Raw genomic sequence first — 25008 nt, 5'->3', positions numbered from 1 at the left:
TTGAACATGAAAAAATATCTCAGCATAATAAGCCTGGTCTGGTTTAGCCTTCTGGCCACCAACTGCCAGCAAAGTAGTTCCCATTCGCATAGCCATGATGAAACGCATGATGAACACGATCACCATGATCACGGCGAAGGGCATGCCGAAGAAATCAGCTTAAATGAAAATCAATTTCGGGCCCTAAAGCTCCAAATCGACAGCCTGCAAAAACAAAAACTTCAAAGCTATGTAGAAGCCAATGGCCAATTGGAAGTGCCACCTCAAAATCAAGCGGCGGTAACTTCCATTATTGGTGCCAATGTGAGTAGCATCGAAGTAATTGAAGGCGATGAAGTAAAGAAAGGTCAGGTATTGGCTTATCTCAGTCACCCCGCATTAATTCAATTGCAATCCGATTACCTGCAAAGCTGGCATCAACTCAGTTTTCAAGAAGCTGAGATAGAACGTCAGGAGAAGCTTTTTAAGGAAAAGGTAAGCTCGGGCAAGGAGTATCAAAAAGCCCAGGCCGACTATGCTGCCTTAAAAAGCAAGGTGCTCGGCTTGGAGGCCCAGGTTAAATTATTGGGCTTGGATTTAAAGGTCTTAAAAGAAGGCAAGATTTACGAAAAGGTAGCGGTGAAAAGCCCCATCAATGGCTTTATCCAATTAGTCGAAATCAAAACCGGCCAATATGTGCAAGCCCAAAAAGAGCTCTTTGAAATTGTAAATATTGATCATATCCATGCTGACCTAATGGTTTTCGAAAAAGACATCAATAAGGTCGCTCAGCGTCAAAAAGTGTGGTTACGCGTAGGCACGGAAGGCAAGGACGCTCCTGCCCTGGCGGGCAAAATTTACTCCGTGGGCAAGTCCTTTGAGCAAAATCCGAAGGCCGTGCATATCCACGCATCCATCGAAAATAAAGAAGGAAAGCTCTTGCCCGGACTCTATGTTCGAGGTCGCATTGTAAGTGAGGAAGCTATTGGCTTTGCCCTGCCGGAAGAGGCGGTAGTTCAGGAGGGTGAGCAATACTACATCTTTAGTGCCGAAGCCCATCAACATCATGATGAAAAGGAGTGGCTATTTAAGCCCATTGCCGTTAAAACCGGGGCTCGTAGCGAAGGCTGGGTAGAAATTATCCCCCTCCAGGAAATCGCTCCAGGCCAGGTCTTTGCTTGGAATCAGGCTTATTATCTGATGGCCGAGTTAAAGAAAGGCGAAGCGGAACATAGTCATTAAGAGAAAAGGCCCTCAATCCAAATTTGAGGGCCATTCAATATCTCCTATCTTCGGGCTATTAAAACATCTCAATGCCTGAACCGAATTGGCTGATTCCAACCATCAGTATTGCGTCCATTATTTTCATCAATAGTCTCGCCAGTCACAGAGCTAGCATCTATTTCAAGGTAGATCCTCCTCGCTTGCGATTAAATTTGATTCTAATCTGGTGTCTGCCGGTGGTATGGTCGGCCTTGATTTTTGCTTTAACATCAAAGCCAAAAAAGGACTGGTCAAGCAGCAAGCATAGTACATCAAACCAATCAGATCAATGGGAACTGCACAATTCAGATTTTAGTCCTTAAATAAATGGGCGCCGAGTGAGTAAATCTGAACCTCCTAATTAAGGAGGTTACACTGAAACTCCCCGCCAACTTGAAGCCTGAGGAGAGGCTGTTAGAGCACATCAACCTCAGCATTCACCAATTTACAGAAAGGCTCGATGGAATTGAAATCACTCATGAAAATAGAGTGCAAAGACCTAGCTACTAAAGAGCCGGAGTGATTCTTTGGAAGGCCGAAACGAATCATAAAAGTCCTTCAACAAATCAAAAAACCTTAAAATGTCGCAAGCCAAATTCATCCTCAAACATTTAGAAAATACGCGTCGGCGCAGTTTAATGCTCTGGCGCAGTTTACCCCCTTCTCAATTTCATTGGCGCCCCGATCCCAAGGCGCAAAGCGCGGCCGAAATGATTCGCCATGTATTGGCTGCCGATCACGGTTGGATGCAAATAATAAGAGGAGCAGATATGCGGGGATACCAAAGCCCTTGGGCTGATCTGGCCATTGAGTCCTTAGACCAGGAACTGGAAATAGCCCGAGAACATCGTCAGGCTTTTTTGGATCAGATTAGTCATTATAGCGATCCAGAATTAAGTGAAAGCCTAGTTTATCATCCTGGTGTTCCAGAAGCCAAAATACTAGGCGATTACCTCTTGCGTACCGCCTACCATGAATCGGTACATGCCGGGCAATTCCTTACTTATCTGCGCTTGATGGAGGTTCCCAGGCCGAATATTTGGGATTAAACATTCTTTCTAAAAGATCAATCTAGCTTCTCCCAAGCTTTGCCATTCCATTGATACTTATCTCTGAACCAAAGGAACTTATGATGTGTATAAATGAAAATATACTTGTTCGTATCCGCATCACTTATGTAAAGATTTGGATCAAAATTCGGTACTGACTTTCCAGACAGCCATTGATGGACTTGATAGCTATAACTGATGCTAAAAGATCTCCCAGAATCCTGTAAAGTCTTCAAAACTGCCATCTGATTATTTGTAGGGTTAGCAGCAAGCCATGAATCGAAATCACAATACGAATAATACAATTTCTTTCCAGCGTACACCTCCAGTACCTGCATTCCATCATGGCTAATACTATAGGTAGGATCTTGATAGAATGAATCTTTCTTGGCAGCAACTTTATTTATTTGCTGAATAACGGGCTGCGCCTCCGGTGCCAACTCCCATTCCGAAGCTTCTATATCAAGCGATTCATTGATGAAGTCAAATCTTTTGCGGTAAACCTTTCCCTCTCTAATTAGAATCGCTTTACCATAACCATTCTGCCCATTCATAGAAGGCCAATGACGGTAAAGAAGTAAGGTGTCTGATCCTGCAATGGAGTCCTTTAAACTTATCAGTTGATCATCTATTTTCAAGCCTGGCCTAAAACCACATTCCTGAATATCCCGGCTACACAGCTGAAGAGAAAGGAGCATTAATACCGTAAACTGAATTGATAATTTCATACTAGGCTTAAGATTTAAAAGCGTTCGAGCATAATCCACAAAGGAGCCTCTTCTCGTGGGCAATATTTAGAATAATCAGAGTCCTTTTTCTTTTCCCTTTTAGCATTGACCATCAGTCGCAGAAAGCAAAAGGGTTGAAATGAATTAATCAAAGGCCACTTTATTGATAAGGAGTCCTCAATTTGGTTGCTTTTCATTGAATGCGAATATTAAACTATCAATTTCCAAATCTGGCACAAAATTAGCACCTTGCCCCACGATCACCGACCCCCTCCTGCTGCCTTTTGGTATGTCACAGGTTTTCCGATTTATTTGTCTCCTTTTGCTTTGCTCGATTGCCCAGGCCCAAGTTCCGGTGCGTGGAATGGATGGCTATCACCTTTTGGATGAAGATGGCGACACCCTCAGCGATCGTCCTTACGAATACATTCATCCTCGCAGTGGCGAGTTTTGGTTAGCTTATGATCAGGGAGAATTCTTCTACCTCAACAGCTTTAACTACAAGCCCAGTTTTGATAAGAGCTACGCTATTGCCTATCCCTTTAAAAATCATTTTGCCCTCATTAAAAGCGATAATCACTATCGTTATTTAAGTGATTTGGGATTGATCATTGGCGAAATAGATTGGCCCAAAGCCCCGGAGGTCTTTGATGAAGTATTGCTCATTTCCGCCAATAAAAATCACTTGATCAACCGCAAGGGAGATACCCTGCTCAGCACTCAAAACCCTCTATTTGTAGGTGAAAAAATCGGCATCCTCGAATGGAACAAAGAGCTTGCCCAGGTTAAACAATACCATTCGCGCAGCGGTCAGATCTCTTTCTTGCAAAGCTTTGAAGAGGTAGACAGTTTGGCTTTCAATCAGCAGGGGCACATCATCATTCAAAAAAACGGACTCTATAATCTCTACAATAACAAAGGTCAATTATTGGTAGAAAACCAAAAAGCACGTGCCTATTACCGCGGTCCCCAAATGGTTTGGAACCATTACTTCTTTGCCGATACTCTTGGCCAGCTTAAGAAGCAATATGAAAATGAGCTCAGTTCTTTTCCATTGATTGACGCCAGCTCTTGCCTCTTTCGCGGTCAAAAGAACAGCTTTGGCCCTGCGGTTTATCTCAGTGAAGCTTTCGCGGATGAAGGGGTAGCCCAATTAAGAGGTACCGATAAATGGCTATGCTATGATGGTGACGACCGGAATTTGGAAGGGCGTTATCTTTTTGATGAGGCATTAGCCTCCGATGATCGCCATTATCTTATTGTGCGCATCCAAATGGATTGGTTTCGCTACGATAAGCGCCAAGACAGCTTAATGCTTTTACCCTGGCGTTTTGTACATCCTTATGGATTAGCCGATGGCCGCATTTTTGGCTCTAATAGCAATGAGCCCTTCAAAGCCAAAAAATGGGCCTATCACCATATCGAAAAAGGCAAAATCAGTGAAGAGCAATATCGCTTCCCGCCTGAAATCTATCCTAATCTTTGGATTAGCTCTCCTCTTATTGGCCGCAACCCAGAACTGGCCGAAGAACACCTAATGCTTAAAGAAGAGCAAATTTTATGGCTCAATAAAGAAGGGCAGGAATTTGCCTTTGAGGCCGCCCCGGAATTCTACCCGCTAACATTGCCGGATATATTCTCTCCCAATTTGGAACTTAAGGCTGATAGTCGTTTTAAATTGAATCGCAGAGGCTCTTTGGCTCGCAATCGACTGCAAGTGAAATTCGAAGCTCAAGATCAAAAGCTTACAATCGAATTGGTAAACACCCAAAAAGACAGCGCCTCTATTATTGGTTATGGCGATCAGGTGGAAGCTTGGCTACAATATGAACTAAGTCCCGGAAAGTGGCGTACTATAAGTCGATTTGAGGCCGAAAACTACCAGGACCCAAGCCATCTACTCAGCTTGGCACCCATGGAAGGTCTTCGCCTTAAAACCACCATTGCCAGTGGAAATTATCTGGTAAATGCGCGCATTAAAATCTTAGTGAAAAAGGATCGCTATATCTACTCCGAAAGCCAAAAAATTAAGGTGCCAGCGGTAATGCTAGATGGCCTACCTTATTTTGAAGATTACGGAGCTATCTCCTATTATCAATTTAACTTCGATCGCAAATTTGATGAAGCTAAAGGAATTTAATCTGGCCCTGCGTTTTTTCCTGGAAATAGGCGCTCTAGTGGGTGTTGGCTATTGGGGCTGGCAGAGCTATGAAGGTTGGTTACAATATTTAACCGGCATAGGCTTGCCTTTGCTCATGATGAGCCTCTGGGGCACATTCGCCGTGCCTGGCGACCCGAGTCGATCCGGTAATGCGCCCATTCCCATTTCTGGCAAACTTCGCCTTGCACTGGAGCTAGCTGTATTTGGCTTCGGACTTTGGGCCTTTTATAAATCCGGTCAGAATAAAATTGCCTTAGCAATGGCCGCCCTTTTAGTACTGCATCACTTACTTTACCTCGACCGACTGCGTTGGTTATGGAAACAATAAAACCAAGACTATGAAACAGGAATGGCGTAAGCAGGAAAAAGCAATTTATCTTCCGAAAAACAAACCCGAACGGGTGCAAATTCCCGCCTTCAATTTTTATGTGATAAATGGGGCGGGTAATCCCAATTCGGAGGCTTTCGCCGAAGTGGTAGGCCAACTTTATGCCCTCTCCTATGCCATTCGGATGAGCCCCAAGAAAAATCGCGCTCCCCAAGGCTATCAAGATTATACTGTTTATCCCCTCGAAGGGATTTGGGATTTGAATGAAAAAGGTCGCGCCAATTACGATGGCAGCTTTGACAAAGATGATTTAGTTTATCGACTGATGATTCGCCAGCCAGGTTTCGTTACTAAAGACTATGCTTTGGAAGTAATTGAATGGCTTAAAAAAGAAAAGCCCAATCCCCTTTTGGAGCAAGTGAAATTTGAAAGTATCGAAGATGGCGACTGCATTCAAATGCTGCACCTCGGACCCTACGATGATGAGCCGGCCAGCTTTGAGCAAATGGAGGCTTTCGCCGAAGAGCAAGGATTAAAGCGCGCCAGTAAAATTCACCGAGAAATCTACCTCAGCGATACCCGTAAGGTAGAACCCGCCAAACTTAAAACCGTTTTACGCTTTTGGCTCGAGGCCTGATTTTTCGGTCTCCTTTTTCAGTGAAAAGCTCTTCATTTTATAACGGAGACCAATCAAGATATGCCAGTTATAAGGGAATAAAGGAGTGCGGGTATTGGTATAAGAATGGCGATTGCGGTATTCGAAAAAGCCCGGTCCAACTGGCAAGCCTACATTAGCCTCCATAAAGATTTCATCGGGAGCCATGGCAAAATGGTAATCCTCAAAAATCCAACGCAACTCATTATTGAGGGCCAAGCCCATCTGCTCAAAATTCCATTGACTCACATTCCCAATGGGCAAGGGATCCAGTTGCGAGAAATCTGCGGTGAGCTGCTCATAACGACCGGTAAGGATTTGTAAGTCGACACCAGGCACCCATTGCAATCTTTTCCCAATATCGATAGGCACTGCCATTCGCACAGTAGCCTGACTGATATTAATGCTTTCCCCATCCGACTCAGCCGTTACATAGCGATGAAATAAAGCGGTGCTCTCCAATCTATCACTTCTAAAACTAAAGCCCAACATGGTACTGGGATTAGCCGCCCGCAAGCTGGTTTTGAAGTTGAGAAAGTCATTCAAATTACTAAGGGGCGTATAAGCCAAGGCGCCACCAGCCTGCACATATAGATGCATGTTTGCTTCCGTGCTGTCTTCTTGAGCTTTAAGGCTCAAGGCCGAAAGGAGAACAAGGCTTAGGAATGTTAATCGCTTCATCGCTCAATTTTTAGCGAAAACGTCAATTCCTAAATTATGTTGAATGCTAGCCTAAAATTTCTGCTTTCAGATCACTGGGTATTTCAGGAACCGCTGCTCTTTTGGAAGCCACAAAAGCTCCTAATCGATTGGCCGCCTTAAGCGAGCTAAGCGCATCTTTCCCATTTAAGAAATTACTGCAAAAGGCGGCACTAAAGGCATCACCTGCTCCTACGGTATCCTGTACTTCCACCGATGTGGCCGGAGCAAAAAACCATTCCGAAACCTGAGCCACATAGGCTCCCCGGGCACCAGCAGTAAGAATTACCGCCATTAAATCATAATCCTGAATTAGGGCCCTACAAAAGTCCTGCTCGCTCTGCTCTCGATTGTAAAGCAAGAGGCTTAGGACCTTTAATTCCTCATCATTGAGCTTAAACAAACTTGCTGCCTGCAAGGATTTTTGCAGAATCTCCTTACTGTAAAAAGACTGACGCAGATTACAGTCGAAAAAAACTTCATTAAACTGCATATGCTCCAGATAATCAAACAAGGCCTTCTTACTCTGAGCATTTCTTTGAGCGAGGGTCCCGAAATAAAAAAGCTCGAAATCTGATCGGTGCTCCTCAGCCCATTGGGCATCAAAAGGAATAAAATCATAGGCCGCGGGACTCAGTATCTCATAGCTCGTGTGCCCAGCTTGTAGCTCTATCAATACTTTGCCGCTTTCATATTGATCAAATTGCTGAACCTTGGAAGTGTTTATGCCCCAGGCTTGTAATTGATGCAATGTCTTGGTGGCCAGATCATCAGTACCTAAAGCAGAGAGCATAAAAGATTCCGCTCCCAAGGCCTGAGCGTGCGCAGCAAAATTTAAAGGCGCGCCTCCCAAATGAGCAGAATCGCCAATCTGATCGAATACAATTTCGCCAAAGCTCAACACCTTCATAAGCCGAAGCTAAAGCTCTAAAGCTACCTCATCTTCAACCGACTCCAAAGATTTGCCTTTGGTTTCGGGCATAATAAAATGAGTGAAAGCCAATTGCAGCACCATAAAAGCAGCAAAGAAGGCGAAGATGGTCCAGGCGGGAACCGATTCGATCACCACCTCACCCAAAAGGGTAATGAGCGCTGCCAATACCCAATGCACACTGGATCCGAAAGCCTGCCCTTTCCCTCGCACCGAATTGGGGAAAATCTCGGATATGAAAACCCAAATTACTGCCCCTTGACCAATAGCATGACCAGTAATAAACACCAAAATGAATATCAGGCTAAACATAGGAGCGGCATCGGTATAAAAAGCATAGGATATCATTCCCAAGCCAATGATATAGGCGAAGGAACCCAGATACATGAGGGTACGTCGGCCCAAGCGATCAATAAGGCTTAAGCCTACCATGGTAAAGATAAGGTTCACAGCCCCAATAGACACCGAACTCAAGAGCGAATCACTGGCAGCAAAACCCGATTTTTCCAGAATTACCGGGGCATAGTAGAGCACAAAATTGATTCCTGAAAGCTGATTAAAAAAAGCAATACAAAAGGCTAAAAATATCGGTCGGCTAAACTTCTTTTGGAAGAGCCCTTCCGACTTACCCCCTTCGATTGCAATATGTTTTTGAATAGTCTGCAGAGTTTGTTGAACGGCCTCTGCACTGGGCAACATTTGGGCTAAAATACTCCGCGCTTCTTCTACCCGACCTTGCAGCAATAACCAACGTGGTGAGCGCGGAACCCGCAATACCAAAATTAAGTACAAGAGAGCCGGAATGGCCTCAACGCCCAGCATATAGCGCCAATCGTCTGCCCCGCCAAAACCCTTAAGCGAATAGTTGGAAATGAAAGCCAATAAGATTCCTAAAACCAAATTGAACTGATAGAGGGCCACCAATTTGCCTCGGTTTTGAGCCGAGCTGATTTCGGATAAATAAGCTGGTGCTGCTACTGAAGAGGCCCCCACTCCCAGGCCACCAATAAAGCGGAAAAAACTAAAGCTATAAGGGTCGGGTGCCAGGGCCGAGCCCAAAGCGGAGAGAAAATAAAGCACCCCAATCCAGATTAAAACCTTTTTACGACCATAACGATCGGTAGGAATTCCGCCAAAAAAGGCGCCAATCACCGTACCCCAAAGGGCCATGCTCATAATAAAGAAACCATGAAACCAGGAACTGGTATTCCATAAGGCTTTAATCGGTTCATTGGCACCGGAAATTACAACGGTATCGAAACCAAAAAGGAAACCGGCCAAAGCAACGGTTAAGGAGGCAATTACAGTAAATCTTTTATCCACTTAAAATAGGCTTGAGGATTTGACCGGTTGAAGCTAATCAATTTTATGCCATGCGCCATTTTGGAGGAGATAGCCCTCATCCGCCCATTGCAACATAGGAATATCGCCCTGGGTGTCGCCATAGGCATGCACGCTTTGATATTGATCGCGCACTGGGCCATAAATTGCCTCAATCCGCTTCACTTTTTCCGGGCCATGGCAATTGGGACTATCAAAGGCACCGGTGATCTTTCCATTTTGGATGGCTACTAAAGTGCTGATTTGCTTAAAGTCTGGCTGCAACTCACAAAAGGCCTCCAGCAATAAACTGAAGTTGGCGGATACGATACAGAGCTCCGCACCCCCCTTTTTGTACGCTTCAATTTTAGACTGAATTAAAGGATTCAATTGAGTACCGCGCTTTTGCCAAAAGGCGGCTGCCTCGCTCATGAAATGACTTTCCGACTCTCCTTTAAACAATACTTTAAAAACCGATTCTTTCGAACTGCTATTAGACATTAGCCCCAGCTTATAAGCCAATAGAAATGGCACTGCCCTTAATGCCCGAATTTTCATACGGAGCGATTTCAGCCGCCGCTTAAGGAAAGCCGCAAAGATGTCGCCTTCCAACAGAGTGCCATCGAAGTCGAGCAATACTAAAGTCCTGGCTTTATTCTCCGGCATACTTGGGTAGTTTGAAATCTATTAATTGCTCCAATTCCTGCCAGAGAGCAGGCTGCGCCAAAGTATCTCCAATCCAGTACCCAAAAGGTGCCAAAGCAAAAATGAGCAGCGCAATGCTAAAGGCCCGATGCGAAAAGGGAAAGCTTAAGATTTTGCCTACAAAAGCTGGCATTAAGAATCGGAAAGATTGCAAGGCTTTTTCGGCGGAAACCAACATACCGCTTTGCGTGAGTAAGAGGTAGAAGAGGAAGAGAAAATAGTAATAGCGACCATAGTCGATGGTGAGCACAAAAAGCATGAGGTTAATGGCCAGATAATAGCAAATTACCATTGGGCTTGCGCCGAAGCGCCGCAATAATAGTAACAGGATCACAAAATAGCTGATCATCCCCGGCAGGGCCATCCAAGCTTGGGGATCGCCTAAAAATACGGAGGCATGCAATTTCAAAGTGGCCACTATGCCCTTACCCGCAAAGGTATACAGGAAACGATCTTCCAAGCCGCTAATCCCAAATTGCGGCCAATAATTAAGTTCGGGATCCAGGCTCATGGAACCTTTAATAAGGATCACGGAGGCATAGCTGATAGCAATGGCTGAAAGCGGAACTAAATGTGTCCATTTTTTGCTTTGGAGCAGCTCCCTAAATAAGGACCAAATAAAGGGGAAGTAAAGCAAAAGGGATAATTCGTGAATGAAGGCACTGAGCGCTATTAAGCCATAAAAGCCCCAATCCTGTTTACGACGCAAAAAGAAATACAGGGCCGGTAAAATCATCAGCAATTCCCGATCTACCGAAGGCATTAAGAAAAAGCCACTCACTAATATCAAGATGATTTCCAAGGGTCGAAAGGGTCGAAGCAAACGTGGAAATACCCAGAGGTAAATAAAGCTGAAGAGTACGATTAAAAGGAGGCTATAAATAAGTACGGAGGGCAGGCCAAGCTTTTGCAAGCTGAGGAGTACTTCGCCAATTAAACCACGACGAACTTGACCTCCACTAAAGCTGAAAAAATTATCAGAACGAAAAGCGAAGGCCAAATCTGCTCCCAGCCAGGGTGCCAGTAAGGTTCGCATCAGGCGAAAGCCTAAAAGAACAAAAAGCAGGTAATAAATGCCTTGTAAATAGGGCGGATGTTCGGCCTGTTTAAACATAGATCAGGAAAGCAAAGGCTCCTATCCAGAGCAAAAAGATGACTTGTAAAAAGCGATCCTGCAAAAGGATTTTCACTGGATTGTAAGAGCGCTTGTGCACATAGAGTAATTGCAAATAGCGTAAAACTCCTAGTAATACCGGAAAGAGGGTATAATAGGATTGATCGCCAAGGCGACTAACCGACCAGGGGTTGGTAATGTAAATGATATAGCAAACCAATAATACGGCGCTGAAGATGGAGAGGGCGATTTTAAGGAAATCAGCATTATAGCCGCCAATACTTTTTCGGGAAACTACACCCTGGTCCTCAGCAATGCTAATATCATCAAGACGCTTGGCCATAGCCTGAAACATGGAGAGCAGGAAAACCATCATGATAAGCCACTTGGAGAGTTCGATGCCGGTTACGGCATGCCCGGCTTCGAGGCGAAGGATAAATCCCAAACTCACAATGCTGATATCCAAAATTGCGATATGCTTTAAACGAATGGAATAGGCAATATTAAGACCCAGATAAATCAGTAAAACATAAAAGAGATTTAGGCTGAACCAGGCGGATATACCTAAACTAAGCAGGGCCAAAATAATGGCCAAAGTGTAGGCCAAGGGTAGAGAAACGGCTCCTGAGGCAATGGGTCGGTTTTTCTTTTCCGGATGCTTGCGGTCCTCCTTTACATCCATGCTATCATTAAAGATATAGATGGCGCTGGCCATAGCCGAAAAAAGAAGAAAGGCCCCCAGGCTATTAAGGGCAATGGGAGCTTCGAGAATGCGGCCCGAGAAAAAGGCCGGCATAAAAATATAAAAGTTCTTCAGGTAGTTATTTACCCGTAAGAGCTTGAGGTAGGTCATGGTTGGCTTCTTTCCTGCCGAAAGGTACAACGAATGTTTGGGCCTCTCCCTCAAAGTGGCACACAAAGCCAAAAAAAGAGCCGGAAAAAATCCGGCTCTTTTTATTTAAGCCTCAATGGCTTTTCGATAAGAACTCACAAAATAGACGGGTAAAAATCCAGCGATAAAAATTAGCGCTCCTAGTATTAATGTTACACCCGCTCCCATTAAATGCAAAGCCTTCATCATGGTGCCCAAGCCTACCAAAACTCCAGAGGCAACACCCAAATTGAGCTTCCATTTTTCCAGAGGTTTTTGCACCATTTTATACTTATTACGATCGATAGCCCAAAGGGGTAAATACATGAGCAGCCCAACGATAACTCCACTGCCCAACATCACATTGGCTCCCGGCCAGTGGAAAATTTTAAATATTACACCGCTACTAAAAAGCATGGCTCCGATCAGGCCGATGCCGTAAATGAATCGTTTCATAAGAATCATCTTTTTAAAGTTTAACAAATAGAAAGTCTCGTCTTCAATGGTCTCCAAACCCTCAGGAGCCAATAAATGAATAGCCTCATCCAGCTGACAGCTAAAATCCCTTTTCTCAGTTCCGTGCTCGTAGAGGTAGCAGTAGATATGATCAATCAAATCATCTGCTAAGCCTTCAAGCTGAAAGGCGTGCTGCATCACTCTTTCCTTGATTTGCTCTTCCTGGGCTTCACTTATTTTCATGACATAGTCAATTTTAAACTGAGTAAATCATCGAGGGTCTGGATGAATTCTTTAATCTCTTGCAAGGCATCTTTTTGGCGCACCTTCCCGGTGGAGGTAAGCTGATAGTATTTACGTACGCGCTTACCAATCCTTTCTTCGCGATAGTCGACCAAGCCATCACTCAGCATTTTTTGCAAAGCCGGATACAATGAACCGTCTTTCAGTAAAATCTTTTCACTGGATAGCTCCTTCACCTTTTGGGAAATCTCATATCCATACATGCTGCCATGCTCAGCTAATAGCTTTAGAATAATGGCTTGCAGGGTTCCTTTTAAAAGTTCTTTCGAATACATAGGGCAATAATACATAAAATATCTATACATCATAATTCTATGTATTGAAAAATTTAAAAGGCGACTCGATGTTCACCATGCGAGTCGCCTTTTATCAACCAAACAACAAGATACTTAGGGCATCAGAACCGAATCGATTACCTGAATCACCCCATTCTTTTGATACACATCGTATACCGTGATATTCGCCACATTACCCTGAGCGTCTTTCACCAAAATATTATGCTCGCCATTCATCATAAAAGTGAGCTTGGCACCTTGAACGGTAGTTAAAACCGCCTTACCCTTGCCTTCCATGATTTTCGCCTTTAGCGCTTTAAAATCCAAAACTCCAGGAATAACATGATAAGTTAGAACTGCCTGTAATTTTGCTTTGGCTTCTGGCTTTAACAAGGCTTCAACGGTTCCTTCGGGTAAGTTTTCGAAGGCATCATTTACCGGTGCAAAAACCGTAAATGGACCATCCCCCTGCAGGGTTTCCACCAAGCCGGCAGCTTTAACGGCGGCTACTAAAGTGGTATGATCGACGGAGTTCACAGCGTTGCTAACGATATCCTTTTTAGGGTACATCGCCTCTCCGCCAACCATTACCGTTTGCGCCTGCAGAGTCGCGCAAAAACCAACCAAAAGTGTAAGTAGAGTAAATCGTTTCATGAGTGAGTGTGTTTTGTTTCTATTAGATACGAGCGGATCACTCAAATGGATTTATGGACCGATAAAAACTTACTTTAGTGCTGCTTCTAATCCTCAGCCCTATGTCGGCAAAATCTTATTGGGCCCTGCTTCTTTGCTTATTAAGCTGGGGCGGATTTGCTCAAACTGTAATCCTCCTACATCAAAAAGGAGAACAGCCTCTGCCTCAAAAATTATATTTGGCCGGCAGCTTCAATAATTGGAATCCCGCCGATTCGAATTTTCGTTTTGAAAATGGTCAGTTAACCTTAAAGCTGCCAGCTGATCAGGTCGAAGCTAAAATCACCGGGGGCAGCTGGGATTTAGCTGAAGCTTTCGCGGATGGGAGTCCACGTCCTAATCGGGTTTTGGACCTCAGTGCCGACAGCCTCCACCTCTATTGGGAAGCCTGGGAAGATCATAAAGAACATCCCCCTCGAGGCGTACAATTAGTCCCAGAAAACGACAGCCTCTTCTATAACAATTCCTATCGTAAAGTTTGGATCTATCTGCCGGAAGGCTATGAAACAGCTAGACGGGATTATCCAGTAATGTATTTTCACGATGCCCAAAATCTCTTTCAAGGATTAAAAGGTAGTTCCCGTAAATGGAATTTAGCGCAGTGCCTGGATAGCCTGGAGCTTCCGCTGATAGTGGTAGCGATAAACCATGGTGGAGAAAATCGCATCCGGGAACTTTCGGCTTTTGAAAATGAAGAATACGGTGGTGGCGATGGTTATGAATATCTCGATTTTATCGTGAATCAAGTTAAGCCCTATGTAGATGCACATTATCCGGTTAAAACCGAAAGAGAATACACCTATATCGGAGGCAGTTCCCTAGGTGGACTGATTTCCTTAACCGCCTTAGAAGCCTGGCCCGAGGTATTTGGTGGGGCCCTGGTTTTTTCTCCGGCCTATTGGTTTAATCCCGAAGTTCCGGAAATGGTAGCCGAGCATGGCAGCCCAGAAGCTACCTTGATCTATCAGATGATAGGGACTAAAGAAGGCAACAAGCCCGAGGAGGCCGTTCAAAGAACTTTAAAATGTCGTGCTATATTGGATAATATGCATCCAAACTGGCAGATACACACCAAGGTGGTTGCAGATGGTGAGCATAATGAAGACCTTTGGCGAGAGCAATTACCAGAGGCCTTACTTTGGTTTTTTAAGCAAGCTCCACTAAAGAAATACCGGCATGCGGGAAAAAGACCCTAAACAATATAAATACGATATCGCTTATTTACGCATGGCCCGCGAGTGGGCCCAGCTTTCGTATTGCGAACGTCGTAAGGTAGGAGCGCTCATTATTAAAGATCGGATGATTGTTTCCGATGGCTATAATGGCACCCCTAGTGGATTTGAAAATCACTGTGAGGATGAAGAAAATTACACCAAATGGTATGTGCTTCACGCGGAAGCGAATGCTATTTTAAAGATGGCCAGCTCCACCAATTCCAGTGATGGCGGCACCTTATACCTTACCCTTTCGCCTTGCAAAGAATGCAGTAAATTAGTACACCAATCCGGCATTAAACGATTGGTATACATTGAGCGTTATAAGGACGACTCGGGTTTACAATTTTTGGAAAAAGCCGGCGTAGAGCTGGTACAGATTAGCGCACAGGAACTTGAACAATAGCAAAACTCTCTTCCCCATTTTATTGGGCTTGGCCGTAATCTTCGGGATTTTCCTCGGCCTCTTTTTCAATTTCCCTCATCAGGCTGTAGCCCTGAATGAGAAAAGTGAGCGCGAACAAAAGCTGCGGCAGATTATCGATTATATCGACTACGAATATGTGGATCAGGTAAATACCGATAGCCTCCTCGACCAAACCATTTCCGAACTGCTCCATCATCTCGACCCCCACTCTACCTATATCCCCGAAGATCAGGTAAGCGCCAATGAAGAATCCATCCGCGGCAGCTTTGTGGGTATCGGTATCGAATTCAAAATTTACAAAGACAGCCTGGCAGTGGTTCAGGTTATGGAGGGTGGCCCTTCGGAAAAGGCGGGAATTCTGCCTGGCGATCGCATATTAAGAGCGGATAGTATTTCCCTTGCGGGGGATCAGTTAAACAGCGAATTGGTAGTTAAAACCCTAAAAGGTAAAGAAGGGAGCTCCGTTAAACTACATGTATTCCGACCTTCCGAAGCAGCGGAAAAAGACATTACCATTCGCAGAGCCCAGGTTGATTTGAACTCGGTGAGCTCGGCCTTTTTACTGAACGACAGCGTTGGTTTAATTAAGCTCAATAAATTTACTGCGCGCAGTACTCAAGAAGTAAAGCTCGCTTTGCGAAAACTCCAAAACAAAGGCGCTACCTCCATCATTTTCGACTTAAGAGATAATCCTGGAGGACTGCTCAGTGCCGCCCAGGATATCAGCGATGAATTCCTTCCGAAGGGCAAAATGATTGTCTTTACCAAAAGTCGGGATGGCAGCATTGAAGAGAGCTATGCCAATCATCGCGGCCTTTTCGAAAAGGGAAAATTAGTGGTCTTGATTAATCGCGGATCAGCTTCGGCTAGTGAGATTGTAGCTGGTGCCTTGCAAGATCATAAACGAGCGAGCATTATTGGGCGCCGTTCCTTTGGTAAAGGCTTGGTGCAGGAGGAAATCACCCTTAAGGATGGATCTAAAATGCGCCTCACCACCCAACGTTATTATACCCCTTTAGGTCGCTCTATTCAGAGGGATTACGATAGCTATGATGAGAGCTATTATTTCCATGGAAATACCGGCTCATTGCAGGAAGATTCAACGGTTTTATTACCGGATAGCGCAGAGTTCAAAGGACCTCGCCATCAGGGAGGAATTTTACCCGATCGTGAAGTTGGCTATGATACCAGTGGTACTACCCGCCTCTTATACCACTTGGCGATGACCGTTGATTTAGACGAGAGTGCCTTCCGCTATGTGGATGAACATCGTAAGGAATTTGCCCAATGGGAAGAAGATAGTTTTGTAAAAAACTGGGAAGTAGACAGCACGGTTTACCAGGCTTTCTTTGGAATACCCATCTCCAAACGCATCGAAGAAGCTGACTCTGCTCAGGTGCTGGCATTAAAAAATAGATTAAAGGCATTTATTGCCTACAATCGCTATGGCACTAAAGGCTATCAGCGGGTTTACGCTATTGATGACCCCTATGTTTTGGAAGCCTTAAGGGCCTTAAATGAAATGAAAGAATGGAATACCGCAGATTAGGAAAATCAGGATTACAAGTATCGGAAATGAGCTTCGGCTCCTGGATCACTTTCGGCACTCAGATCGGAAAGGACATGGCCAAAGAACTAATGGTGTCTGCTTATGATGCCGGCGTTAATTTTTTCGATAATGCCGAAGTTTATGCAGATGGGAAAAGTGAATTATTGATGGGCGAAATCCTCAATGATTTACAATGGAGTCGCGATTCTTACTTGGTTTCCAGTAAAGCCTTTTTTGGCATTCGCGGATTAAAGCATTCCAAGCCCACCCAAAAAGGCAATACCCGCAAGCACTTAACCGAAGCTTGCCACCAGGCCCTAAAACGTTTGCAGGTAGATTATTTAGATCTCTTTTATTGCCATCGTCCAGATAAAAACACTCCTATTGAGGAGACGGTTTGGACCATGCACAATCTCATTCAGCAGGGTAAGGTTTTATACTGGGGTACCAGCGAATGGAGCGCTCAGGAAATTATGGAAGCCCACATGGTAGCCCGCCAATACAATCTAATTCCCCCCACCATGGAACAGCCCCAATACAATATGTTGGTGCGCGATAAGGTAGAAGTGGAATACAGCCAGATTTACAAAACCGTAGGTTTGGGCACTACCATTTGGAGTCCTCTGGCCAGTGGCATCCTTACGGGAAAATACAATAATGGGGTTCCAGCTGATGCCCGCCTTAATTTGGAAGAGCTCAGCTGGTTAGCCGAGAAAAACCTGCAGGAAGACTATTTCGCCAAGGTGCGTAAGCTTACTGCTTTGGCTCAGGATTTAGGCTTAAGCATGCCTGTACTGGCCATTGCCTGGGTCTTGAAAAATCCGGATGTGAGCACTGCCATTTTGGGCGCTTCCAAAATGTATCAATTGGAAGAAAACCTAAAAGCCAGCGAGGCTAAGGCCAAATTAAGCGCTGAGGTAATGGAGGCCATTGATGCTATCCTCGATAATCGTCCGGAACGCCCACCCTTCTAAACCATCTTAGACTGGCCCTAAGCGCCCCTAAAAGCAATCGCGCCTCATGAAGCTCGACTTAAAAGCCGCTGAAAAATGGTTTGCCTCCCAAAAATGGGAAGCAGCAGCCTTTCAGGAAGCGGCCTGGCAAGCTTATGCAGAAGGAAAAAACGGGATTGTAAATGCACCCACCGGAAGTGGCAAAACCTATTCCCTGCTCTTACCGATCTTAATAAGAGAATCCAAAGGCAAGGGCTTACGCGCAATTTGGATTACCCCCATTCGGGCTTTGGCAAAAGAAATACGCCAATCTGCCGAAAGAGCGATTGAAGGAATGGGGCTCGAATTTACCGTTGGCATACGCACTGGCGACACCAGCACCGCGGAACGGAATCGCCAAAAAAAGCAAATGCCCAATTTGCTAATCACTACCCCCGAAAGTTTGCACCTCCTGCTGGCAGGAAAGCATAACCATCAAACCTTTCGGCACTTGCATACGGTAGTGGTGGATGAATGGCATGAATTGATGGGCTCCAAGCGAGCGGTGCAAATGGAATTAGCCCTGTCGCGCTTAAGGGGCATCAATCCTCAATTACAGAGCTGGGGCATCTCAGCTACTATAGGCAATATGGAAGAGGCTCTGGATGTTTTACTGGGTCCGGAATTCCCCGAGGACCTAAAAACCATGATCCGCTCTGGCACCCGGAAAAAGATTGAGGTAGAATCTGTCTTACCCGATACCATAGAAGTATTACCCTGGGCTGGACATCTGGGAATAAAAATGCTCGAGAAGGTAATTCCCATATTGGAATCATCGGAGTCGACGCTCATCTTTACCAATACCCGTTCTCAATCTGAAATTTGGTACCAACGCATTCTAGATGTAGCTCCGCAAATGGCCGGATTAATGGCCATGCATCATGGTAGCATTAGTAAGGAACTGCGCAATTGGGTGGAAGACGCCCTTTATACTGGTCAGCTCAAAGCAGTGGTTTGCACAAGCAGCTTGGATTTAGGAGTGGATTTCCGTCCAGTGGAAACCATTATTCAAGTGGGATCCCCAAAAGGGGTAGCGCGTTTTATGCAGCGCGCAGGCCGCAGTGGTCACCAACCTGGAGCTACCAGCAAAATTTACTTTGTACCTACGCATAGTTTGGAGCTGGTGGAGGCCGCGGCTTTGCGCTCCGCCATTGAAGAAGAACTTATAGAAGAACGCTTTCCCTACCTCCGCTCCTTTGATGTATTGGTACAATACCTGGTAAGCTTAGCGGTAGGCGATGGTTTTTATCCCGAGGAGATTTTCCCTGAGATTCGCTCCACCTTTTCTTATCAAAGCTTAAGAGAAGAGGAATGGGCCTGGTGCCTAAAATTCGTTTGTGATGGTGGTGCATCACTGGAAAGCTATGATGAATACCACAAGGTAGAAATTGAAGAGGACGGTAAATATGTTGTGAATCGTCGTCGTACCGCCATGCGACATCGTATGAGCATTGGCACCATCGTGGGTGATGGTGTGGTTAAAATCAAATTCGAAGGTGGCGGATATTTAGGTACCATTGAAGAGTATTTTATCTCCCGACTCAAGCCTGGCGATGCCTTTTGGTTTGCCGGTCGAAATTTGGAATTAGTGCGCTTTAAAGGCATGGAAGCCCAGGTAAAGCTAAGTCGCAGTGGCAAAGGACAAGTTCCAAGTTGGCAAGGTGGCCGCATGCCGCTTTCCGCTCAGATGGGAATGATGCTCCGAAAAAAATTGGAAGAAAGTCATAGCCATAGTAGTAAAGACCCTGAACTCCAATTAATCAAGCCCCTTTGGGAGGTGCAAGAAGAACGCTCTATCATCCCTAAAAGGGAGCAATTATTAATTGAACGATTTCAAAGCCGAGAAGGGCACCATCTCTTTATTTACCCGTTCGAAGGACGTGCAGTTCACGAGGGAATGTCGGCATTATTAGCCTATCGCATCTCCTTATTAGAATCGATCAGCGCCAGTATTGCCATGAACGATTATGGCTTTGAGCTTCTTAGTGATAAGCCCTTGCCAATTGAGGAGGCCTTAGATACCGACATCTTTAGCTTACAAGATCTAAGGGAAGACATCATGCATTCGGTTAATGCCATTGAATTGGCGGGAAGGCGTTTCCGGGACATCGCCGTTATTTCAGGATTGGTATACCGCGGCTATCCCGGTGAACCGGTGAAGGAAAAACACCTCCAAAGCAATAGCTCCCTCATTTTTAAAGTCCTCAATGATTATGAGCCCGACAATCTACTCTTGCAACAATCCTATGAAGAGGCTCTGGAATTTCAATTGGAGGAAGGACGATTACGGCAAGCTCTGGAAAGAATTAATGGCCAGGAAATAGTAATTAAAGACCTAGAGAAACCCAGTCCCTTTTGCTTCCCTATTATGGTCGACCGATTAAGAGAACGACTCACCAATGAGAGCTTAGAAGAAAGAGTTAAAAAGATGCAAATTGATCTTTATTAAAAAGATTAATCTTTGTCCTTAAATTTATTTTTCATCTCCAAATTCACTTAACATCTAAAATAAGCGGACTATAAATTATTGTTTTTCATCTACTAAAAAGAAAAATACTTAAAAATAGTAGTGGTAGAAAATATTCCTAATCTTTAATAAAAAACGTTTAATTTTAAAATTATTTGCTTACTATATTAAAAATCACAACCTTTCGTCTATCATTAAAACAACAATATGTTTCTCGTAGTCTTTATCGGAATGAAAAAGAAATTCTAAAATAATTAGAGCTTCCGATTCAAATTTTGCCCCCTTTTATTTTCCCGAATAAAAGCACTCTTTAGCCGGATATTAATTAAAACCAAAGCATGAACTTATCCAAAAAGAAGGGCAAAAACCGTCAAAGCCCGGTATTTCAAAAGAAGAATTTACGATCACAGCATTTAGCCTTAATCGTATTCCTGTTTAGCATGGGCTTTGTACAAGCCCGCGTATATCTCTGCGAAGACCATGGCCACACCTTGGTCAACTACCCCTGCGAAAGAATTGATCGAGTATTTATCAATGGGCAATGGGTGGAAGCCGACTGCGACAATGTAAATGTCCCGCGAGGCTGGACCATCGATTGCTGCTGCGAATAAGCACCAAATTAAATCAGAGATATGAAAGCGAAAATTTTAAGTCTGCTTTGCACTTTGTGCATAGCCATACCATGCTGGGCCACCGCCATAGTTTGCAGTCCAAACGGAGATTATTGCAAACAGGTGAAATATGTAAGCATGGGGCCTTATTCCGACTGGGAAACAGCCTGCTGCCATAATGTAAACATCCCCAATGGACACAATTGTATTGACGATTGCAATGTGGCCAAAAAGGAAAGTTCTTTAAATCCCTCACCCGAGCTTAATATCAGCAATGCCTTTGTACTGTTCAAACAGGGCTATAGAGCCTGGGCCTTAGAAAAGGGTGAAGCCAAAGCCTTCCCCGCTCCTAAGGGCATTACCGTAGAAGTTCTGCGAGAGTATCTGCCCCTGGCCCGGGAGATCTTTATTCAGAATCCTGAAATTCATAAAGCTCTTTTCGAGTTTAATGAGGACATCGAAGTGGTGATCGCGCGACCAGAGGATGATAGTCAGTTAGAGGAAGAAATTGTCTTTCAAAATTGGGAACAACTCTTCCGAGAGAAAAAAGGTTTGGAGCCCGATTCAGAAGTACTGGAAGCCTCAATTCGAGTTTACCCCAATCCGGTGAAAATTGGCGGAAAGCTCCAAGTTGAAATCCGTGTCCCCATTTCCTTAGATCGAGTGCGAATCTTAAACAGCCGTGGCAAAGAGGTTCAAGTTATAAAGGACTGTAAAATGAATGAAAATACGCTCAACTTAGCTGTTCGCAGCGATTTAAAAGCAGGCTATTACTATCTGGAAATACAAGATTTTGCGGGTCGAAAATATCAAAGACAAGTCTTGCTCGAAAACTAATTGCGTTCAATCAATTTGTGTTTCTTTTCTTGAGGAGCCTCCTTCGGGAGGCTTTTTCTACCCACTAATCCTTACTAAACAAAATATACCCCCATGAGGATGCCGAAAATCATAAGAGTAGGCTATTAAAATTCGAAACATGGGAATCTCAAAAAAAACTCTCATCCTCCTTATTGCAACCTTATGCTTACAAAGCTGTAGTAAATCGAAATTGCCCCAAGAAAGCCAATCAAATTCAATTAAGGAACTAGATCAAATACTAGTTGATCTCACCACCAAAGCGGAAAAGAAAATTGACCCAATGAAGGACCAAATGCTCAAGGTCTCCGCTTACTGGAATCCCGCTACTAGAGAATTGAGCATCGAAAAGACAGAGATTACCCAAATCAATTTTTTCCCGATTGATTTAATCCGTAAGGGAAAAGCAATTGAGGAGGGTGACACTTACAATGTTGACTGCTGCTGTGATAGCAATGGCGATCTCCTTTGGAGTAAAACCTGTGACGGCAAGTTTTCATGCGGCAGTAAGATTGCAGACTGTTTGGATAATGGAGGTTGTGCTGAAATCTGCACGGCAAGTATTAGCATACTACCACCTAGTAGCAGCAGTGATGGCTTACTAATTATTCAATTAGATCCTTAAATTCTATATCTCCTTCGGGAGGCTTTTTTCTTTAATCAAGGCTTTTTTCGGAATTTGGCTGTCCTGAAAATTCCCGCTTCGAATAATGAGTTTTTATAGTGTATTGCCAATAATTGGATTCCTAGGTTCGTGGATTGCTCCAATCATTTTGGGCTCTTTCTTGGCTAAGAAGAAAAGTTTGAGCAAACATTGGTTATGGTTTGGTTTCCACCCAATGTTAACCTTCTTAGCTTACCTAATCATAGCATTGCGAAAAGAGCGAAAAACTTGTCCTCAGTGCTTTTCCCATGTTGATATTAGAGCACACAAATGTCCAAAGTGTACTTCGGATTTAGAGGAAAAATCGAAAACGGTCTATAAGCAAAAGGCTCATGTTGTTGCCGCAATTTTACTCGCACCAGCACCGTTGCTTTGCTTATTTTCCATGGTTCCACCAAGTGGCACCGAAATCAAGCATACTATTTTTTCTGATTTTCAACATGTTTGGTTAAGAGTAAAAGCGCAAGAAGAAAGCTTCTACCAATTGGACAGCGATATAGATTTGGATCTGGAAGGAAATATGATTGGGCATTCTAAGGCCAATGGCTACAAAATGAAGGTGGATATAAGAGGAAATGAAGGACCAGCCTTATTAATCTGGACGGCTAGACAAAAGGAGGAAAATTGGACCATTGACACCATTCTACTTATAAATAAGACCAATGGCGACAGTGTTTACTTGGAGCCTCGCGAAAACCTTTCTAATTTTTATACTCCGCCTTTAATATCGCATAATCCTTAATTAAGCGATCCACATCTTCCGCGCTGGTACCATCGTAATAGCCGCGAATACGCTTTTGCTTGTCTACCAGAATAAAGTTCTCGGTATGAATGAAATCTGCTTCATCGCCATTACCTCCCGAGTCGAAAATGGCAAAATAAGAACGGCGGGCCAGATTGTATATCTGCGGCTTATCACCAGTTAGAATATGCCACTTCCCAGGGATGGCTCCCTGTAAATCCGAATAAGCCTTAATAACCGGCACCGAATCCATTTCCGGGGTCACCGAATGGGAAAGAATGGCAAAATCGGGCTCATCTTTTAAGGCCCCTTGCAAACGACGTTTTTGCACCGCCATATCCTTGCAGATATCCGGGCAAACCGTAAAAAAGAAATCAGCCACATAAATCTTGCCTTCCATATCCGCATTGGAAATGCTATCACCATACTGATTGATCAGCTTAAAGGGCAATACCTTATGATTGATTCCCTGCTGTTGCAAATCCTTCGCTACCAATCGCTCATCCAATTCCGATGGATTGTAAATAGGTAAGCGTTCCTTAGGCTTAAGAATGATATAGCTACCGATGATTCCCGCTACAAAAACCAGAATCAATACTCCGATCCGCATATAGTCGGTTCGACTGAGATTAACTTTCATAGTGCAAAAATAAAGTCTGGAGCTCGGAGGAAGGCTTATATATGTTCTAACTTAGCCTAAAATTTAGCAAGCTTCATGAAAAAGATCGCTTTGGCCTTGGTTGGCCTTTCCATGCTTTGGGCCTGCAACAACAGCCCTGCTCAAGTTGAAAATTCCAGTGCCAGTACTTCCGAAAACTCCGAGAGTCTCAAGAAGGAAGTCATGGAACTTCACGATAAAGTAATGCCTCAAATGACCCCTATGAGTAAACTGCAAGGTCAATTGATGCAAGCTTCTGTGGGCCGTGCCGACAGTATTGATATTATGACCGCTGCTACCGAACTGAAATATGCCAAAGAAGCAATGATGGTTTGGATGCGTGAGTTCTCCAGCAATTTTGAAGAAAGCTGGAGTGAAGAAGAAAAAGTAGCCTTCTTCAAATCTGAAAAAATGAAAATGGAGCGTATCGACTCCAAAACAACTGATGCCTTAGCCGCCGGTAATGAAATGTTGGCTAAGCTAGAAGCGCAGACTCCAGCTCAGGACTCTGCTTCTGCTGCCGAATAGCCGCGTGAATCGCATCCCAAAACTGTAAACGGGCGTCCAGAGCTTTCTGCGACGCCTGTTTTGCTTCTTCCCATTTCTGTTGATCGTTGCCGCAAAGCTCCCGAATCATTTGCTCAGCCATAGGGCCATGCTCATCCGCATCCAGCTCAATATGGCGCTCCAAATAATAGACAAAAGCACTGAGCTCTCCCTGGAAACGATTATTGAGATCGCGCACGATTTCCGTAAACAAATCCGGAATTAAATCCTCCCGGCCGAATGTAAATGCAGCGGCAATAGCATGCAGCTTGCCTTCTTTGATGATCTCATAGCTTACTCGCACAAAATTCAAGCGACTGCTTTCAATCTCAGCTACATTGTACTTCATTAAGGACTTCAAACTATGCCCCTCCGAAGCTTTTTGCACCAGGTGATTTACCGACCTCACATCCGCACCAATCTGTTTCATGGCATCCAGGTACATCTCATAATGACTGGAAGGCTGGCCATTTAAATCCAGATCACTCTCCTCTCCCCATACAATTTCATTGATGAGGCGACGGGCTACTCGATTTTCGGTCGGCACCCAAACTTCATCTACGGAAGTGAGCTTGCGCTGAAGGGCCTTTAAAAGCAACATAAAATCCCACACGGCAAATACATGGTGTTCCATGAAAATCCGCATCGAGGGAAGATCATTTAAATCCTGATAAATGGGATGTTGCAATAATTTCTTTCGGGTATCACTAATGGCGGTTTTCACCGACAGGATATCAAAATCAGTCATGCTGA

At 44.3% G+C, this 25008-nt stretch carries 28 protein-coding genes; 16 read left to right on the top strand and 12 right to left on the bottom strand.

All coding sequences use genetic code 11. The features are described 5' to 3' along the window. Positions 1-6 precede the first annotated feature (6 nt). The 3 genes from ACO05P_RS14565 (at position 7) to ACO05P_RS14555 (ending at position 2291) form a co-directional block, all read left to right on the top strand. On the top strand, positions 7-1221 hold the full coding sequence (locus ACO05P_RS14565) for an efflux RND transporter periplasmic adaptor subunit (protein WP_421751943.1): 1215 nt from the start codon (positions 7-9) through the stop codon (positions 1219-1221). 71 nt (positions 1222-1292) lie between these two features. Further along, a complete protein-coding gene (locus ACO05P_RS14560) occupies positions 1293-1565 on the top strand; it encodes a hypothetical protein (protein ID WP_421751941.1) in 273 nt (90 codons plus the stop codon). Between the two features lie 258 nt (positions 1566-1823). Continuing rightward, on the top strand, positions 1824-2291 hold the full coding sequence (locus tag ACO05P_RS14555) for a DinB family protein (RefSeq protein ID WP_421751940.1): 468 nt from the start codon (positions 1824-1826) through the stop codon (positions 2289-2291). A gap of 17 nt (positions 2292-2308) precedes the next feature. Here the strand turns inward: ACO05P_RS14555 and ACO05P_RS14550 are convergent, their stop codons facing one another. Continuing rightward, the gene (locus tag ACO05P_RS14550) at positions 2309-3019 is read right to left on the bottom strand and encodes a hypothetical protein (protein ID WP_421751938.1); all 711 of its coding nucleotides are present in this window, start codon (positions 3017-3019) and stop codon (positions 2309-2311) included. Between the two features lie 322 nt (positions 3020-3341). Here ACO05P_RS14550 and ACO05P_RS14545 point away from each other — a divergent pair, with 322 nt between their 5' ends. The 3 genes from ACO05P_RS14545 to ACO05P_RS14535 are packed head-to-tail and all read left to right on the top strand — an operon-like array spanning position 3342 to position 6145. Then, positions 3342-5159 carry a hypothetical protein gene (locus tag ACO05P_RS14545; RefSeq protein ID WP_421751936.1) on the top strand — a complete coding sequence of 606 codons (1818 nt, stop codon included), beginning with the start codon at positions 3342-3344 and terminating at the stop codon, positions 5157-5159. After that, positions 5140-5508, top strand: a complete 369-nt coding sequence (locus ACO05P_RS14540; RefSeq protein ID WP_421751934.1) for a YrdB family protein — start codon at positions 5140-5142, stop codon at positions 5506-5508. Before ACO05P_RS14545 ends, ACO05P_RS14540 begins: the two co-directional genes overlap by 20 nt. A gap of 10 nt (positions 5509-5518) precedes the next feature. Further along, positions 5519-6145: a GyrI-like domain-containing protein gene (locus tag ACO05P_RS14535; RefSeq protein WP_421751933.1), complete on the top strand. Its 627-nt coding sequence runs from the start codon at positions 5519-5521 to the stop codon at positions 6143-6145. Here ACO05P_RS14535 and ACO05P_RS14530 read toward each other — a convergent pair. The 9 genes from ACO05P_RS14530 to ACO05P_RS14490 form a co-directional block, all read right to left on the bottom strand. Continuing rightward, positions 6122-6844, bottom strand: coding sequence for a hypothetical protein (locus tag ACO05P_RS14530; protein ID WP_421751931.1), 723 nt, complete (start codon positions 6842-6844; stop codon positions 6122-6124). The two genes, ACO05P_RS14535 and ACO05P_RS14530, sit on opposite strands and share 24 nt — an antisense overlap. A 46-nt stretch (positions 6845-6890) precedes the next feature. Next, positions 6891-7772, bottom strand: coding sequence for a PfkB family carbohydrate kinase (locus ACO05P_RS14525; RefSeq protein ID WP_421751929.1), 882 nt, complete (start codon positions 7770-7772; stop codon positions 6891-6893). Between the two features lie 9 nt (positions 7773-7781). After that, positions 7782-9116 carry a sugar porter family MFS transporter gene (locus ACO05P_RS14520; protein WP_421751928.1) on the bottom strand — a complete coding sequence of 445 codons (1335 nt, stop codon included), beginning with the start codon at positions 9114-9116 and terminating at the stop codon, positions 7782-7784. Positions 9117-9149: 33 nt separating this feature from the next. Continuing rightward, entirely contained in the window at positions 9150-9779 is a 630-nt protein-coding gene (locus ACO05P_RS14515) for an HAD family hydrolase (RefSeq protein WP_421751926.1), read from the bottom strand. Next, a complete protein-coding gene (locus ACO05P_RS14510) occupies positions 9766-10932 on the bottom strand; it encodes a hypothetical protein (RefSeq protein WP_421751925.1) in 1167 nt (388 codons plus the stop codon). Before ACO05P_RS14510 ends, ACO05P_RS14515 begins: the two co-directional genes overlap by 14 nt. Further along, complete coding sequence (locus tag ACO05P_RS14505) at positions 10925-11785, bottom strand: UbiA prenyltransferase family protein (protein WP_421751923.1); 861 nt, start codon at positions 11783-11785, stop codon at positions 10925-10927. The genes ACO05P_RS14510 and ACO05P_RS14505 overlap by 8 nt, the downstream gene beginning before the upstream one ends. A 105-nt stretch (positions 11786-11890) precedes the next feature. Beyond that, entirely contained in the window at positions 11891-12502 is a 612-nt protein-coding gene (locus ACO05P_RS14500; RefSeq protein WP_421751921.1) for a hypothetical protein, read from the bottom strand. Further along, positions 12499-12870: a PadR family transcriptional regulator gene (locus ACO05P_RS14495; RefSeq protein WP_421751919.1), complete on the bottom strand. Its 372-nt coding sequence runs from the start codon at positions 12868-12870 to the stop codon at positions 12499-12501. Before ACO05P_RS14495 ends, ACO05P_RS14500 begins: the two co-directional genes overlap by 4 nt. 81 nt (positions 12871-12951) lie before the next feature. Beyond that, a complete protein-coding gene (locus ACO05P_RS14490) occupies positions 12952-13491 on the bottom strand; it encodes a fasciclin domain-containing protein (RefSeq protein ID WP_421751918.1) in 540 nt (179 codons plus the stop codon). A gap of 101 nt (positions 13492-13592) precedes the next feature. On the opposite strand from ACO05P_RS14490, the gene ACO05P_RS14485 reads away from it, so the two are divergent. The 9 genes from ACO05P_RS14485 to ACO05P_RS14445 all read left to right on the top strand — a co-directional run bounded on the left by ACO05P_RS14485 (position 13593) and on the right by ACO05P_RS14445 (position 23051). After that, entirely contained in the window at positions 13593-14726 is a 1134-nt protein-coding gene (locus tag ACO05P_RS14485) for an alpha/beta hydrolase (RefSeq protein ID WP_421751916.1), read from the top strand. Further along, positions 14707-15150 (top strand): deoxycytidylate deaminase, encoded by a 444-nt coding sequence (locus ACO05P_RS14480; RefSeq protein ID WP_210757313.1) that lies wholly within the window; start codon positions 14707-14709, stop codon positions 15148-15150. The genes ACO05P_RS14485 and ACO05P_RS14480 overlap by 20 nt, the downstream gene beginning before the upstream one ends. After that, a complete protein-coding gene (locus ACO05P_RS14475; RefSeq protein WP_421751914.1) occupies positions 15140-16720 on the top strand; it encodes a S41 family peptidase in 1581 nt (526 codons plus the stop codon). Before ACO05P_RS14480 ends, ACO05P_RS14475 begins: the two co-directional genes overlap by 11 nt. Continuing rightward, positions 16702-17694, top strand: coding sequence for a potassium channel beta subunit family protein (locus ACO05P_RS14470; RefSeq protein WP_421751912.1), 993 nt, complete (start codon positions 16702-16704; stop codon positions 17692-17694). The genes ACO05P_RS14475 and ACO05P_RS14470 overlap by 19 nt, the downstream gene beginning before the upstream one ends. Positions 17695-17740: 46 nt before the next feature. Beyond that, positions 17741-20161, top strand: a complete 2421-nt coding sequence (locus tag ACO05P_RS14465; RefSeq protein WP_421751910.1) for a ligase-associated DNA damage response DEXH box helicase — start codon at positions 17741-17743, stop codon at positions 20159-20161. Positions 20162-20517: 356 nt separating this feature from the next. Beyond that, positions 20518-20790, top strand: a complete 273-nt coding sequence (locus ACO05P_RS14460) for a hypothetical protein (RefSeq protein WP_421751909.1) — start codon at positions 20518-20520, stop codon at positions 20788-20790. 21 nt (positions 20791-20811) lie between these two features. Then, a complete protein-coding gene (locus tag ACO05P_RS14455; RefSeq protein WP_421751908.1) occupies positions 20812-21627 on the top strand; it encodes a T9SS type A sorting domain-containing protein in 816 nt (271 codons plus the stop codon). 139 nt (positions 21628-21766) lie between these two features. Then, complete coding sequence (locus ACO05P_RS14450; protein ID WP_421751906.1) at positions 21767-22270, top strand: hypothetical protein; 504 nt, start codon at positions 21767-21769, stop codon at positions 22268-22270. Positions 22271-22355: 85 nt separating this feature from the next. Then, positions 22356-23051 (top strand): hypothetical protein, encoded by a 696-nt coding sequence (locus ACO05P_RS14445; RefSeq protein ID WP_421751904.1) that lies wholly within the window; start codon positions 22356-22358, stop codon positions 23049-23051. Here ACO05P_RS14445 and ACO05P_RS14440 read toward each other — a convergent pair. Then, on the bottom strand, positions 23011-23691 hold the full coding sequence (locus tag ACO05P_RS14440) for an SCO family protein (protein ID WP_421751902.1): 681 nt from the start codon (positions 23689-23691) through the stop codon (positions 23011-23013). The genes ACO05P_RS14445 and ACO05P_RS14440 overlap by 41 nt on opposite strands. 75 nt (positions 23692-23766) lie before the next feature. Between ACO05P_RS14440 and ACO05P_RS14435 the strand changes: the two genes are divergently transcribed. Beyond that, complete coding sequence (locus ACO05P_RS14435) at positions 23767-24237, top strand: hypothetical protein (protein WP_421751900.1); 471 nt, start codon at positions 23767-23769, stop codon at positions 24235-24237. Here the strand turns inward: ACO05P_RS14435 and ACO05P_RS14430 are convergent. Next, positions 24185-25003: a DUF3050 domain-containing protein gene (locus tag ACO05P_RS14430; protein ID WP_421751898.1), complete on the bottom strand. Its 819-nt coding sequence runs from the start codon at positions 25001-25003 to the stop codon at positions 24185-24187. The genes ACO05P_RS14435 and ACO05P_RS14430 overlap by 53 nt on opposite strands. Positions 25004-25008 lie beyond the last annotated feature (5 nt).

It is taken from the genome of Croceimicrobium sp., from assembly GCF_965228705.1.
In the GTDB taxonomy this organism is placed as follows: domain Bacteria; phylum Bacteroidota; class Bacteroidia; order Flavobacteriales; family Schleiferiaceae; genus Croceimicrobium.
This window is presented reverse-complemented; position numbering and strand designations above follow the sequence as displayed.